We start from the raw sequence: 14,359 nt of genomic DNA, 5'->3' as shown, positions 1-14,359 counted from the left end.
CAAGGATCAAGGACAGGGGATCACCGGCGCCGTGGCAGGGCTGGCGTTTCGTTCGCGACTTTGAAATGGATGACACATGACGCAGGAAACATCTGGTCAAGCTCAACTGGCACTGCTGGGACATTTCCAGCTGACGTTGGGTGATGACACGCTGACTCAGTTCAGCTACGACAAGGTCAAGGCGCTACTTCTGCATCTGCTGCTGCATGATCAGGCCGTCTCCCGTGCCGGGTTGGCGGAATTGCTCTGGCCGGATCAGGGGCTGTCTTCCGGACGGACCAACCTTCGCCACGCCCTGCACTGTCTGCGTCAGAGTCTCGGCGACGAGGCCGACAATCTGTTGACGGTGTCGCGTCAGACCATCGCGCTCTCGCTGCCGGAGCACTGGGAGCTTGATCTCGACGAGCTCAACGGCCTACTGCTGGCACCGCCCTCCGTCGCCACCCTGGGAGAGATTCTCACCCTGTATCGTGGCGATCTGGTCGAGGAGCTCGCCTTGACCCAGTGCCCTGACTTCCAGCGCTGGATGATCAAGGTGCGTGGCGAGTGGCGTCAGCGCGTCATCCAGTTCGCCGAGCGGGTGCTGGCCACGGATGAACCGCTGCCCGATGACGTGCTGCGCACGCTGGTCAGCCGCTTCTCCGGTTACGGCCCCTTCCATGAGCGTCTCGTGCGTCAGCTGGCCGAAGGCGGTCAGTCGGCCGCGGCCCATGAGCAGTTCAATGCCTTCCTGCAGCAACTGGCGCTCTCCGGCCAGCAGCCGGACCCCGGCTTCCTGCAACTGGCGCGCTACTGGTCCGATGGCAAGAGCGAGACCATGAGCTCCATGACGCCGCAGGGCGCCATCTCACGGACCCTGTCGCTGGACAGCGCGCCGCTGCGTGAAGAGGAAATCGATCACCGTCAGCTGTCGGTCATGGCCATACGCCTGAGCGTCAAGGACAGCCATCGTGACCGCGTCTGGGCGCGTGCCTGCCTGACGCTGCAGATCGAGCTGTTGCGCTGGTTGGAGCAGCAGTGCCACCACCTGGGGGGCTTCTGGCTGCCGGGTGCCACGGGGGGCGTGGGTCTGGCATGTTTCGGTACCCACGGCCCGGCGCATCAGCTCGCCGAGCTGGTCGCGCTATATGAACATTGCAGCAAGGCGATCCCCGATGAGATCGCCAAGCTGTGGGACGGCGAAGGCAAGCCGCCGGTCTTCTCGCTGTCGGCGGGCCTGCACTCCGGTCAGGTCATCTACCTGCCGGAGCGTCAGCTGGCCGATCCGCTGGGTCAGGTCACGCAATATTCCCTCGAGTTGATGACCGCCGCCGAAGGCAGCGAGCTGGTGATCTCCCAGGAAGCCAGCCAGCACATGCCGCCGGCACTGGACCTGCAGCCCCGCTTGACCTCGCGCCTGTTGGCCGCTGACGGTCGCGTGCGTCTGCGCGCGCTGGTGCTGGGCAGCAGCGTCGCTACTCGCGAATCCTCGTTGCCGACCTTGATTGGTCGCGAGGGCGAGCTGCGCCGTCTGCGCGATGCACTGGCTCGCGCCAGCATCGGCCTGCGCCAGAGCGTGCTGGTCAGTGGCAACACCGGCATGGGCAAGTCGGCCCTGATGGTCAATTTCCGTCAGCTGGAGCAGAGCCAGGATGTCGGGCTGTGCTGGATGCCGACCACGCGCCTCTCGCAGCTGGAGCCCTACAGTGTCGTGACGGCGCTGATTCGCTGGCGTCTGGACGGCAATATCGATCGCGAAAGCGTCGAGCAGTTGTTCGAGTCTTCCGAGGCGTTGCAGGGCATCAGCGAGGAAGTGCGTCGCTCCTTCCATGCGGTGCTCGGCACGGCGGAAGACACCACGGAAGACGAGGTGTTGATCCAGTCCAGTGAGACGGTCGAACGCGTCGTGCGTGTGCTGCATCTGGTGATCGAGAAGTCAGCCAGCCTGCGCCCGCTGGTGATGATGATCGATGACCTGCAGTGGCTCGACGAGCCGTCGCTCAAGGTACTGGCTGGCCTGCAGGCGCGTCTGCCGATCAACATCGGCTTCATGCTGGCCGCAAGCCACAACGGTCGCGACAGCCTGGCAGTCAAGCTCAACTGGGACCAGTACATTGCGTTGGGTCGCCTCGATCCGATGCAGGTCTCGCGCCTGCTGTCGCACCTGTCACGTCGCTATCGCCTGCACCTGAGTCCGCGCATGCGCAGTCAGCTCATCGAGCGCTGCGATGGCGTGCCGCTCTACCTGCAGGAAATCTGCCGTCGTCTCGACATGGACCGCCGCGAAGGGCGCCCGGTGCAGCTCGACGAGTTGCCCAAGGGCCTGATCGGCCTGCTCTCCAGTCGTATCGATCAGCTGGAAGAAGGGCGCGATGTCGCTCACGCCGCCGCGGTATTGGGGCGTGTCTTCAAGTTGAGCTTCGTGCGCCAGAGCTGTGAGTTCGAAGAGGGCCGCCTCAAGCGCGCCATCGAGAACATGCAGCGTCTGGAGATCATCGAGGCCTGCGGCAGCGACAGTGAATTCGACTACCAGTTTACCCATCAGCTGATCCAGGAAGCGGCCTATCTGTCATGTCCGCGGGATGTGCGACGCCGGATTCACCATCAGGTGGTCGCGCTCATCGAGGACAAGTATCCCGCCTGGATCAGTCGTCACCCCGGCTACTTCGCCGTTCACCTGCGCAAGTCGCAGAACTTCAGCCGTGCCGCGCGTTACTTCGAGCTCTCGGCGCGCGAGGCGCTCAAGATCAGCGCCAACCGCACCGCGCTCAGGATGGCGGACAACGGCCTGGCTTGCCTCAAGCATGTCGATGGACAGGAAGAGCGCGAGGTCAGTCTGCTGACGGTACGCGGTCAGTCCGGCTTCGCGCTGGAGGGCCATGGCTCACGCATTGCCCACGAGAGCTTCGTGCAGGCACGCAATCTGCTCAGCAGTCCTGCGCTGGTCGAGGACGATGAGCCGGACCTTGAACAGGCCTTCATTGTCAAATGGGGTCTGTGGGTCGGCTGCAGCGAGCGTCATGCCCACGCCGATGCCTTCGCACTGGCCTCGGGCCTCAGCGAGCTGGCGGAAGAGCTTTCCGATGATCGCTATCGCCGTCTGGCCGATTATGCACGTGCCCACTGCGAGTTCTGGGCCGGTCGCGTGCGTGTGGCGGGCGAGCACCTGGATGAGATCGATCCGGTCAACCATCCGATGGTCCTCGAATGGCTGCCGTTCAGCGATCACCCGCAGGTGGCAGCGTCATGTCTGCAGAGCTGGACATCGTGTCTGCGCTGCGACTACGTGAAGGCCGAGCAGCAGGCCGAGGCGGCGATTCGCATGGCCGAGCAGATCGGTCAGCCCGGTTCGCTGGCGATGGCACTGATGTTCTCCACCTCCCTGTATCGCCAGCTGGGCCACACCCATCTGGCGACCCAGCGTGCCGAGCGGGCCTTGGAAGTGACGCGTTCAGCGGACCTTCACCTTTGGCACATGGCCGCGCATGGTGTGCTGGGCTGGGCGCGGGCGATGAATGGTGACCGCAATGGCCTGTCCATGCTGCAGTCGAGCATGAACGAGTTCGCGGAACTGACCGGTCGCGAGCGTCATCAGCGTCCCAATCTGTGGTACATGGACGCCGTGATGGCGCTGGGCGAGTACGCTGCCGCTGAGGAATACATGGAGAAGGTGCTGCTGGTCGCCCAGGAGCGCAATTCCTTCTACCTGTCAGAGGTCAGCTATCTGGTCGCGAGCCTGCGCAGTGCTCAGGGGCTGCCGATGGAGAAGGTGCGCTCCCTGATCGAGCAGGGGCTGTCCTACTCCATCGAGCAGGAAAACACCCACCATGAAGCCATGGGGCTTGCCACCTGGCTGCGTCTGGTCGATGCCCATGATGCCGAGCGGTGTCAGCGTCTGAAAGTGTTGCTGGAAGGGCTGCCGAGTGCCGATGCCCCCGCGGTGCTGGGCTGGCATCAGCTGGTGGAGATCGCCGAGGGGCGTGCGCGCCGCAAGGCATCGTCACCGGCCTGAGCGAAGCGACTGGCGCAGCGAAGCGCCTGATACTGTGAGAGCGTAAGCAAAAAGCCCCGCTGCCGTGATCGGCAGCGGGGCTTTTTGGTGTGTGCGAGCGATCAGCCGTGAGTGATCGCATCGACCAGCGGCAGCGCAAATTCACGCAGCTCTGGCCCCTGGCCACGGGCGATGATGTCGAAGGCCTGGGTCGGGCGCCAGTCGCCGAGCACGATGCGGCGCGCCGGCTCGTCATCGATCTCGAGTTCATGCACCGCCGGGCGATGCGTATGGCCATGGATCAGCGTGCGTACGCCGTGCTCACGCATCTCGCGCACCACTTCCTCGGGCGTGACGTCCATGATCGCCTCGTCCTTCTCGCTGTTGGTCTCGCCGGACTGCATGCGCAATGACTGGGCCAGCGCCAGACGCTGTTCCAGCGGCATGGCCAGAATCTGTGCCTGCCACTGAGGGTCGCGGGTCATGGCACGAAACTTCATGTAGGCCTCGTCGCGGGTGCACATGCTATCGCCGTGCATCAGCAGCACGCGCTCGCCGTCCAGCTCGATCACGCTCGGGTCGGGCAGCAGTGTCACGCCGGCCTCGGCGGCGAAGGTCTCACCGACCAGGAAGTCCCGATTGCCGTGCATGAAGAAGATCGCGGTGCCGCGTTCGGCGATGCGCTTGAGCGCAGCGCTCATGCTGTCGGTGAAGTCGTTGCGATAGTCATCGCCGACCCAGACCTCGAAGATGTCACCCAGCAGGAACAGACGCTCGACGGCAGGCTGGCAGGATGCCAGGCGTGCCAGATAGTCGAGAAAGCCCTGGGCGATCTCGGGCGTGTCGGGTTGCAGGTGCAGGTCGGAGATGAAGAGGGTGGTGGCAGTCGTGTTCATGGTCGGGGTCCGCGAAGGTGGGCGGTCAGCAGGGCATCGCAAGGGCGCACTGCCGTGGGAGTTCGTAACGCAAACCGCCCAGCCTGACACTCGCGATCACGAGGCAAGGCCGGGCGGCAGGCACGCCTTGCGGCGTGATCAGGCGAAATCGCTTATTCGGTGATTTCAGCGCTGGTGATGATCACGTCTTCTGCCGGCACGTCGGCGTGGCCGTCGCGACGGGTGGTCTTGACTGCTTCGATCTTCTCGACCACGTCCATGCCTTCGACGACCTTGCCGAACACGCAGTAACCCCAGCCCTGGCTGGTCTTGCTGGTGAAGTTCAGGAAGTCGTTGTCATTGACGTTGATGAAGAACTGGGCGCTGGCGGAGTGCGGGTCCATGGTGCGAGCCATGGCCACGGTGCCGCGGTCGTTCTTGAGGCCGTTGTCGGCTTCGTTCTCGATCACGCCATTGGTCGGCTTCTGGTTGAAGTCGGTGTCAAAGCCACCGCCCTGAACCATGAAACCCGGAATGACACGGTGGAAAAGGACATTGCTGTAGTGGCCTTCACGCACGTACTGCTCGAAGTTGGCCGCGGTCTTCGGGGCCTTCTCGTGGTTGAGTTCGAGGGTGATATCGCCGTAGTTGGTGTGAAGAACGATCATGCGGGCTTCCCGGTCATCTGTCTTGCTCAAGTGTCAGGCAGGCGCGGCTTCATGGCATCGCCTGCGGGCGTCGCGCTATAATAGCGGCTTTGCATCCAGACACGAAAGCCTGAGCGGGCGGCAGGCGCGTGGATGCAGCCCCGATCATCCGTCTTGTTGTCCTTGCGCACGTTCGTTCAACCACATGACGACCCGCAATACGACGCCCAGGAACCACACAGAGGTGCAGCGAAACTTCATGAGTACCGAGACCCAGAGCGCTCCGAACTTCGTGCTTAACCAGATCCGCGAAGAACTCGAGGCCGGCCGTGCCGATAAGGTTGTCACGCGTTTCCCGCCGGAGCCCAACGGCTTCCTGCATATCGGGCACGCCAAGTCGATCTGTCTGAACTTCGGTCTGGCGCAGCAGCTCGGTGGCGATTGTCACCTGCGCTTCGATGACACCAACCCGGCCAAGGAAGAGCAGGCCTATATCGACGCCATCAAGGAAGACGTCGAATGGTTGGGCTTCGAGTGGGCCGGCAAGGTGCGCTTCGCTTCCGATTACTTCGACCAGCTCTATGCCTGGGCTCAGCACCTGGTGCGTGAAGGCAAGGCCTATGTCGATGACCTGTCGCCGGACGAGATTCGTGAATATCGTGGCACGCTGAAGGAGCCGGGTCGCCCGAGCCCTTACCGTGAGCGTAGCCCCGAGGAAAATCTCGACCTGCTCGAGCGCATGAAGAAGGGTGAATTCGGCGAGAGCGAGAAGGTGCTGCGTGCCCGCATCGACATGGCGGCGCCCAACATCAATCTGCGTGATCCGATTCTCTACCGTATCCGTCATGCCAGCCATCACCAGACCGGCGACAAGTGGAAGATCTATCCGTCCTATGATTTCACCCACGGTCAGTCCGATGCACTGGAAGGCGTGACGCACTCCATCTGTACGCTGGAGTTTGAAGACCACCGCCCGCTGTACGAGTGGTTCCTCGCCAATCTGCCGGTGCCGAGCACGCCGCGTCAGATCGAGTTCGCGCGTCTGAACCTGGATTACACCGTCACCTCCAAGCGCAAGTTGAAGCTGCTGGTGGACGAAGGCGTCGTCGATGGCTGGGATGACCCGCGCATGCCGACCATCTCGGGCATGCGTCGTCGTGGCTACACGGCCGCTTCCATTCGCAAGTTCTGCGACATGATCGGCGTGAGCCGCGCGGATGGTGGCATGGTCGAGATCGGCATGCTGCACCACGCCATCCGTTCCGACCTGGAAGACAACGCGCTGCGTGCCATGTGCGTGCTCAACCCGCTCAAGGTGGTGCTGACCAATCTGCCGGAAGGCCATGAGGAAGTCTTCGAGGTGCCCGGCCATCCGGCGCGTGACGACATGGGCACGCGCCAGATTCCGTTGACCCGTGAGCTGTGGATCGACGCCGACGACTTCATGGAAGATGCGCCGAAGAAGTTCTTCCGTCTCGCGCCCGAGAAGGAAGTGCGTCTGCGCAACGGTTACGTCATCCGCTGTGATGAAGTGATCAAGGATGAGGCCGGCGAGATCGTCGAGCTGCGTTGCAGTGTCGACCTCGATACCCTCGGCAAGAACCCGGAAGGCCGCAAAGTCAAGGGTGTCATCCACTGGGTCAGTGCCGAGCACGCGGTACCGGTCGAGGTGCGTCAGTACGAGAACCTGTTCCTGGAAGCCGAGCCGGACCGCGACAAGGATGTCGACTTCCTTGAGCACCTCAATCCGAACTCGCTGAGCATCGTCAAGGGCTTCGGTGAGCCGAGCCTGCGCAATGCCGCGCCGGAAACGCGTTACCAGTTCGAGCGTATCGGCTACTTCGTCGCCGACCGCCATGACTGCGTCGATGGCGCGCTGGTCTTCAACCGTACCGTCAGCCTGAAGGACGGTTGGGCCAAGGCCCAGAAGAAGGGTTGATGGCAGCCAGGCCTCCTGCGGGAGGTCTGCTGGCATGACTTTTACCCGCTTCACGGCCCGCAGGCGGATCCTGTACCTTCGATGACGAAGTTGCATGATCGGCCTGCGGGTCGCTCCATTTCGCAAGACTGACAGAGCGCTGTCAGCAAAGTAGCCAAGGGCGATGACTGAATGATTTCACTCGAAGATGCCGCGAGCACACTGTCCATCTACAGTACCCTGAGCCGGACCAAGGCACCCTTCGTGCCATTGGAAGGCAACAAGGTGCGCATGTACGTCTGTGGCGTGACGGTCTATGACCTCTGTCACATCGGCCATGCGCGTGTGATGGTGGCCTTCGACATCATCACGCGTTACCTGCGTGCGCGTGGCTATGACGTCACCTATGTGCGCAACATTACCGATATCGACGACAAGATCCTCAAGCGTGCCGACGAGAATGGCGAAGCCTTCGAGGCGCTGACCGAGCGCATGATCCAGGCGATGCACGAAGACGAGGGGCGTCTGGGGATCCTGCGTCCTGATCGCGAGCCACGGGCGACCGCCCACATCGGCGATATCATCGCGATGACCGAGACGCTGATCGACAAGGGCTTTGCCTACGCGGCCAGCAATGGGGACGTCTACTACCGTGTGCGTCGTTTCGAAGGCTACGGCAAGCTCAACAACCGTCAGCTCGATGACATGCAGTCCGGCGTGCGCGTGGAAGTGGGAGAGGCCAAGGAAGACCCGCTCGACTTCGTGCTGTGGAAGGCCGCCAAACCGGGCGAGGCCAGCTGGCCATCCCCCTGGGGTGCGGGCCGTCCGGGCTGGCATATCGAGTGCTCCGCGATGTCGACCTGCTGCCTGGGCAACACCTTCGATATCCATGGTGGCGGGCCGGACCTGACCTTCCCGCATCACGAGAACGAGATCGCCCAGTCCGAAGCCGCCACTGGTCAGCAGTATGCCAACGTGTGGATGCACGCCGGCGCAGTGCGTGTCGGGCAGGACAAGATGTCCAAGTCGCTGGGCAACTTCTTCACGATTCGTGATGTGCTGGAGCAGCACAACCCGGAAGTGGTGCGTTACCTGCTGGTGGCCAGCCATTACCGCAGCGCGATCAGCTACGAGGCAAACTCGCTGGATGAGGCGCGTCGTTCGCTGGAGCGCTTCTACAATGCGCTGGAGAACGTCACGCCCGAACAGGGTGAGATGTCAGGTGACTGGCGGGCACGCTTCGTGGCAGCCATGGATGACGACTTCAATACGGCTGGTGCGCTGTCGGTGCTGTTCGAGCTGGCCCGCGAGCTCAACCGTGCCAAGAAGGAGGCGCCGCAGCAGGCGCCGGCGCTGGCCTTCGAGCTGACGTCGCTGGGCGGCCTGCTGGGATTGTTCGGGCAGGACCCGGCGGTCTTCCTCAAGGGTGATACTGCCGCATTGGCGTTGTCGGAAGACGAGATCCAGGCGCAGATCGAGGCGCGTGCTACTGCCAAGAAGGCCAAGGACTTCGCGGGTGCTGACCGTATTCGTGATGAGCTGGCCGCTCAGGGCATCATCCTCAAGGATTCCCGCGAGGGGACAACCTGGGTGCTGGAAGGCTGATGCCGTTGGCATGACGCATTGTCGCCGCGAAAATGTCACCGCGAAAAAAACCGCCGTCCCGATAGGGGCGGCGGTTTTTTATGGTCAGTCGGGCGGGGTCGCTCTCAGGCAGCGGCTGATCAGCTGGCGAGGCGCTTGACCATGGCCTCGACCATGCGCGAGGACTGACGTGCGGCGACGTGCAGGAATTCCTCGAAGGACTGGCTGTTGTTGTCCTTGCCTGCGATGTCAGACAGCGCACGGATGACCACGAACGGCATCTCGTAGACGAAGCAGGTCTGGGCGATGGCGGCGGCTTCCATCTCGGCGGCCAGCATGTCCGGGAAGCGTGAGCGAGTCAGCGCGACCAGTTCCGGGTCTGCCATGAAGATGTCGCCGGTGCAGATCAGGCCTTCACGCGCCTTGATCTCGCCCTGGGCTTCGACGCACTCACGCGCGATCTTCACCAGTGCCGGGTCTGACGGGTAGGCGGCCGGCATCTGTGGCACCTGGCCATATTCGTAGCCGAACACCACGGCATCGACGTCGTGGTGACGCACTTCGCTGGAGATGACCACATCGCCGATCTCCAGATCGGAGGCGAAGCCACCGGCGGAACCGGTGTTGATGATGGCGTCCGGCTGATAGCGCTCGATCAGCTGGCAGGCGCCCACGGCGGCGTTGACCTTGCCGATGCCGGACTGCAGCAGCACGACCTTGAGGCCGTGCAGCTGGCCGACGTGGAAGGTGGAGCCGGCATGTCGAGTCGTGGTGCTGTCTTCCAGCAGTTCGGCGAGGATGGCGACTTCCTCGGCCATGGCGCCGATGATGCCAAGTGTCTTGAGGGACATGATGAAATCCTGAAGCAGGGCCTGCGGGGCATCCTGTCACGCGATGCCCCGTGGCCAGGGGAGGTGTCAGCGAGAGGGCTTGTACTTACTTGCCGGCCAGCTGGGCATCGTGCAACTCGGCGGCGAACAGGGTGTTCTCCAGCAGCGAGGCAACGGTCATCGGCCCGACGCCGCCCGGTACCGGCGTGATCCAGCCTGCACGCTCCGCTGCCGGGGCGAACTCCACGTCACCGACCAGCGAGCCGTTGTCGAGGCGGTTGATGCCCACATCGATGACGATGGCGCCTTCCTTGATCCATTCACCCTTGACCAGGCCCGGCTTGCCGACGCCGACCACGACGAGGTCGGCCTGGCGGACCTTGCTTTCCAGGTCCTTGGTGAAGCGGTGACAGACGGTGGTGGTGCAGCCGGCCAGCATCAGCTCCAGTGACATCGGGCGACCGACGATGTTGGAAGCGCCCACGATGGTGGCGTCCATGCCGCGCACCTGCAGGCCGCTCTCGGACAGCAGCGTCATGATGCCCTTGGGCGTGCAGGGGCGCATCACCGGCAGGCGCTGCGCCAGACGACCGAGGTTGTAGGGGTGGAAGCCGTCCACGTCCTTGTCGGTGCGGATGCGCTCGAGAATCGGGCGTGAATCGAGATGCGCCGGCAGCGGCAGCTGCACCAGGATGCCGTCGATGCTGGTGTCGTCATTCAGCTGGTCGACCAGGGCTTCCAGCTCCTGCTGAGTGGTGTCAGCGGACAGGCGGTGCTGGGTGGAGAGAATGCCAGCCTTCTCGCAGGCACGGTGCTTGTTGCGGACATAGACCTCGGACGCCGCGTCTTCGCCGACCAGCACGACGGCAAGCCCCGGAATACGTTCACCGGCATCACGACGCGCATCGACCTGACGGCCTACCTGTTGGCGTACGCGTTCGGCAATGGCCTTGCCATCTATCAGTTGTGCTGACATCAGCGATCATTCCTTCTCGTGGGCGATAAATGCAGGAGGGTCAACGATGGCCAATTTTCGCATGCCTTGCCCTCCAGTCAACGCCGAATGACGACCTTGGTCGAAAGCTGTCATGGCTGTCAGGTCTTCCGCAGGCGTTCGACAGTGCAGAGGACGGCACCAGGGGCAGGCGAGAGTGGGGTCATGTCATACGATTGACGCCCTGATGCTCCATCTTCAGGGGTGCAAGAAAAGGTCGAGATAAAGGTAGAGGCATAGGTAGAAGCAAGGAAAGGAGAAAGGGGGGGTAGGGCAGGGAAGCAGAAGGCGTAGGGACAATAGTCAGTCCACCGGCGGCGTTCAGCCGTCGCAAGTCATCACTGTATCAGTGGCAGAAGCGATGACAGGTAAGGCGGCTTGTATCAGCAAGCAGAGATGTTGGGGGCTTCATGGATGAAAGCTCGCGACATGACATTGGCATGACAGCGCGAGGGGCAAACGATTCTTTTGGAAAGAATTCACGTAAGGGCTTGACCGCAGACGAAAGTTCGGTAGAATACGCCTCGCATCGACGGGGTTCGACGGTCGGTTGAAGACGGTTTCGGGATATAGCGCAGTCTGGTAGCGCGCCTGCTTTGGGAGCAGGATGTCGGGGGTTCGAATCCCTCTATCCCGACCACTTGAATGCAATGTATCGCAAGGCTTAGGTCTTCTGAAGCAGCATTCAGGGCTTTGTCCGGAGGTTGACTCGCAGCATTGATTTCTGCGCCTATAGCTCAACCGGATAGAGCAACGGCCTTCTAAGCCGTAGGTTGCAGGTTCGAGTCCTGCTGGGCGTGCCATCGAGATGATGTTTGTCATCGAAGTGGATGTCGGAATGCTCTTCATTGAGCCTGATGACTGCGACCAGACGATGTGAAGATGTTCATGCAGTGGTGGGTGTAGCTCAGTGGTAGAGCCCCGGATTGTGACTCCGGTGGTCGTGGGTTCGAACCCCATCATCCACCCCATTGCATGTCAGCTTGAGCAGTATCAACGAGATGGAGACGGCAGGCTTTCTGTCCAATCTCCAGAAGTGGTGGGTGTAGCTCAGTGGTAGAGCCCCGGATTGTGACTCCGGTGGTCGTGGGTTCGAACCCCATCATCCACCCCACGTCTCGATGAATATCAGGATGCTGCCTAGCCCACTTGGGCGGGCGGCATGCCGCAAAAGGGGGAGAAGGCCAATGGCTTTCTCCTCCTTTTTTTTGGTTTTTTCGCACTGCTCCATGCATGACGATTCCGCGTCGCCGGGCGCTCCAGGCGCCTGTCTGGCGGGTAGGTGGAGCAGAAAATGGCCGGGGTCCTTGAATAACTTGGACCAAGGCACCATATGAAGGGGTCATATCCGCGCTTGCCAGCGCGTGGCGGGGTTTCTACAATCTTCGCCTTTATGATTCGAACGCCACCAGTGGGTAGAGGAACTTTCATGCAAGCTTCTGTCGCAACGACTTCTCCGATCGAGCGCACGGTCACCATCACGGTGCCGGCTTCTGAAGTCGACCAGGCCGTCAACGCCCGTCTTCTGGAAACCGCCAAGACCGTTCGTCTGAACGGCTTCCGCAAGGGCCACGTGCCGATGGCAGTGGTGAAACAGCGTTACGGCAAGGACGTGCGCAACGAGATCGTTGGCGAGATCATGCGCCAGCATTACGTGACCGCCGTCACCGAAAACGAACTGAACCCGGCTGGCTGGCCGAAGATCGACGCGACCGTCGATGAAGCCGGCAAGGATCTGGAGTTCGTCGCGACTCTGGAAATCTACCCGGAAATCGAACTGAAGCCGATCGAAGGCGCTGAAATCGAGCGTCCGCAGGCTGAAGTGACCGACGCCGACGTCGAAGAGATGATCGAGACCCTGCGCAAGCAGAACGCTTCCTGGACCGACGTCGAGCGCGCTGCCGCTGACGGCGACCAGGTCAAGATCGACTTTGAAGGCTTCCTCGGTGAAGAGGCCTTCGAAGGCGGCAAGGCAGAAGGTCACGAGCTGGTGCTGGGCTCCAACAGCTTCATCCCGGGCTTTGAAGAGCAGCTGGTCGGCGCTGCTGCCGGCGACGACAAGGAAATCAAGGTTTCCTTCCCGGCTGACTACCAGGCCGAGCACCTCGCCGGTCAGGAAGCGACCTTCAAGGTCAAGGTCCACGCCGTCAAGGCTCAGGAACTGCCGGAAGTGAACGAAGAGTTCATCGCCCAGTTCGGCCTGGAAGCTGCCGATGTCGAAAGCTTCAAGGTGGAAGTGAAGAAGAACATGCAGCGTGAGCTGAAGAACGCGATCGAGAATCGCGTCAAGCAGCAGGTGCTGGCCGAATTGACCAAGGCCAACGACATCCTCGTGCCGCAGGCTCTGGCCGACCAGGAAATCGACGGTCTGAAGCGTCAGGCGGCACAGCAGTTCGGTCTGGGCGAAGACTTCGACGTCTCCCAGCTGCCGGGCGAGCTGTTCCAGGACCAGGCGGTCCAGCGCGTCAAGACTGGCCTGCTGCTCAGCGAAGTCGTCAGCAGCAACGAGATGGACGTCAGTGACGAAGAGCTGAATGCTCGCGTTGAAGAAATGGCTCAGCAGTACCAGGACCCGGCTCAGGTCACCGAGTACTATGGTTCCAACGAACAGGCTCGCAATCAGCTCAAGTCGGTGCTGCTTGAAGAGAAGGCCGTTGACAAGCTGCTGGCACAGGCTCAGGTTAAGGACGTTGCCATGTCCTACCAGGAAGCCCTGCAGGCTGCACAGCAGCAGGAAGAAGCAGAAGAAGAGGCTGCTGAAGCCGAAGGCGAGCAAGCCTGAAGCTTGGTTGACCCCTAGTGCTTGCTAGACCAGGACCCGGCTACGGCCGGGTCTCTGGTCAGTGGGCGGGGTAAAGTGGCATGCTCAATGGATATCAATGTCATCGGATGAAGGAAGCCCCCATGAACGACTTCGACATCAAGAATGCTGGCGGTCTGGTTCCGATGGTTGTCGAGCAGAATGCTCGCGGCGAACGGGCCTATGACATCTATTCCCGCCTGCTGAAGGAACGGGTGATCTTCCTTGTGGGTCCGGTTGAGGATTACATGGCCAATCTGGTCGTGGCTCAGCTGTTGTTCCTCGAGTCTGAAAACCCGGACAAGGACATCCATCTGTACATCAACTCGCCGGGTGGCTCCGTGACTGCAGGGATGGCGATCTACGACACCATGCAGTTCATCAAGCCCGACGTGTCCACCGTGTGCATCGGCCAGGCAGCCAGCATGGGTGCCTTGCTGCTGGCAGGCGGTGCCGCCGGCAAGCGCTACGCGCTGCCGAATTCCCGCGTCATGATCCACCAGCCGCTGGGCGGCTATCAGGGTCAGGCCACGGATATCGAGATTCACACCAAGGAAATCCTGACCATCCGTGAGAAGCTCAATCGCATTCTCGCGCACCACACTGGCCAGGACTTCGACACCATTGCCAATGATACCGACCGTGACAACTTCATGGCGGCCAATCAGGCAGTGGAGTACGGCCTGATCGATGCCGTGCTGGAACGCCGTCCCGACGTGGAATGATCCCGCGTAAACGGCT

Annotated in this window: 9 protein-coding genes and 4 tRNA genes; 9 read left to right on the top strand and 4 right to left on the bottom strand. The window is 61.9% G+C overall.

Annotation, left to right across the window (positions count from 1 at the left end):
* Window positions 1-76 precede the first annotated feature (76 nt).
* On the top strand, window positions 77-3,991 hold the full coding sequence (locus tag NH396_RS01460; protein ID WP_176677558.1) for an AAA family ATPase: 3,915 nt from the start codon (window positions 77-79) through the stop codon (window positions 3,989-3,991).
* Between the two features lie 101 nt (window positions 3,992-4,092).
* On the opposite strand, the gene NH396_RS01455 is transcribed toward NH396_RS01460, so the two are convergent.
* Both NH396_RS01455 and NH396_RS01450 read right to left on the bottom strand, forming a co-directional pair.
* Window positions 4,093-4,866: a UDP-2,3-diacylglucosamine diphosphatase gene (locus NH396_RS01455; RefSeq protein ID WP_253061086.1), complete on the bottom strand. Its 774-nt coding sequence runs from the start codon at window positions 4,864-4,866 to the stop codon at window positions 4,093-4,095.
* Window positions 4,867-5,018: 152 nt separating this feature from the next.
* Complete coding sequence (locus tag NH396_RS01450; RefSeq protein ID WP_043331309.1) at window positions 5,019-5,513, bottom strand: peptidylprolyl isomerase; 495 nt, start codon at window positions 5,511-5,513, stop codon at window positions 5,019-5,021.
* Window positions 5,514-5,751: 238 nt separating this feature from the next.
* On the opposite strand from NH396_RS01450, the gene NH396_RS01445 reads away from it, so the two are divergent.
* Together NH396_RS01445 and cysS are read left to right on the top strand one after the other, a co-directional pair.
* A complete protein-coding gene (locus tag NH396_RS01445) occupies window positions 5,752-7,431 on the top strand; it encodes a glutamine--tRNA ligase/YqeY domain fusion protein (protein ID WP_176677556.1) in 1,680 nt (559 codons plus the stop codon).
* A 201-nt stretch (window positions 7,432-7,632) separates the two neighbouring features.
* Window positions 7,633-9,015 (top strand): cysteine--tRNA ligase, encoded by a 1,383-nt coding sequence (cysS, locus tag NH396_RS01440; protein WP_253061529.1) that lies wholly within the window; start codon window positions 7,633-7,635, stop codon window positions 9,013-9,015.
* A gap of 119 nt (window positions 9,016-9,134) precedes the next feature.
* Here cysS and mtnN read toward each other — a convergent pair whose 3' ends face one another.
* Window positions 9,135-9,845 carry a 5'-methylthioadenosine/S-adenosylhomocysteine nucleosidase gene (mtnN, locus tag NH396_RS01435; protein ID WP_176677555.1) on the bottom strand — a complete coding sequence of 237 codons (711 nt, stop codon included), beginning with the start codon at window positions 9,843-9,845 and terminating at the stop codon, window positions 9,135-9,137.
* 85 nt (window positions 9,846-9,930) lie between these two features.
* Entirely contained in the window at window positions 9,931-10,800 is an 870-nt protein-coding gene (gene folD, locus NH396_RS01430; protein WP_175088614.1) for a bifunctional methylenetetrahydrofolate dehydrogenase/methenyltetrahydrofolate cyclohydrolase FolD, read from the bottom strand.
* A gap of 581 nt (window positions 10,801-11,381) precedes the next feature.
* Here folD and NH396_RS01425 point away from each other — a divergent pair.
* The 6 genes from NH396_RS01425 (at window position 11,382) to clpP (ending at window position 14,343) form a co-directional block, all read left to right on the top strand.
* Window positions 11,382-11,458, top strand: a tRNA-Pro gene (locus NH396_RS01425).
* An 86-nt stretch (window positions 11,459-11,544) separates the two neighbouring features.
* A tRNA-Arg gene (locus tag NH396_RS01420) sits at window positions 11,545-11,621 on the top strand.
* A 93-nt stretch (window positions 11,622-11,714) separates the two neighbouring features.
* Window positions 11,715-11,789: transfer RNA gene (locus tag NH396_RS01415), tRNA-His, on the top strand.
* Window positions 11,790-11,857: 68 nt separating this feature from the next.
* Window positions 11,858-11,932: transfer RNA gene (locus tag NH396_RS01410), tRNA-His, on the top strand.
* A 315-nt stretch (window positions 11,933-12,247) separates the two neighbouring features.
* The gene (gene tig / locus NH396_RS01405; protein WP_253061084.1) at window positions 12,248-13,600 is read left to right on the top strand and encodes a trigger factor; all 1,353 of its coding nucleotides are present in this window, start codon (window positions 12,248-12,250) and stop codon (window positions 13,598-13,600) included.
* A 122-nt stretch (window positions 13,601-13,722) separates the two neighbouring features.
* The gene (gene clpP, locus NH396_RS01400; RefSeq protein WP_043331300.1) at window positions 13,723-14,343 is read left to right on the top strand and encodes an ATP-dependent Clp endopeptidase proteolytic subunit ClpP; all 621 of its coding nucleotides are present in this window, start codon (window positions 13,723-13,725) and stop codon (window positions 14,341-14,343) included.
* Window positions 14,344-14,359 lie beyond the last annotated feature (16 nt).

Origin of the sequence: Cobetia sp. Dlab-2-AX, assembly GCF_024124625.1 — a bacterium.
GTDB lineage: Bacteria > Pseudomonadota > Gammaproteobacteria > Pseudomonadales > Halomonadaceae > Cobetia.
This window is presented reverse-complemented; position numbering and strand designations above follow the sequence as displayed.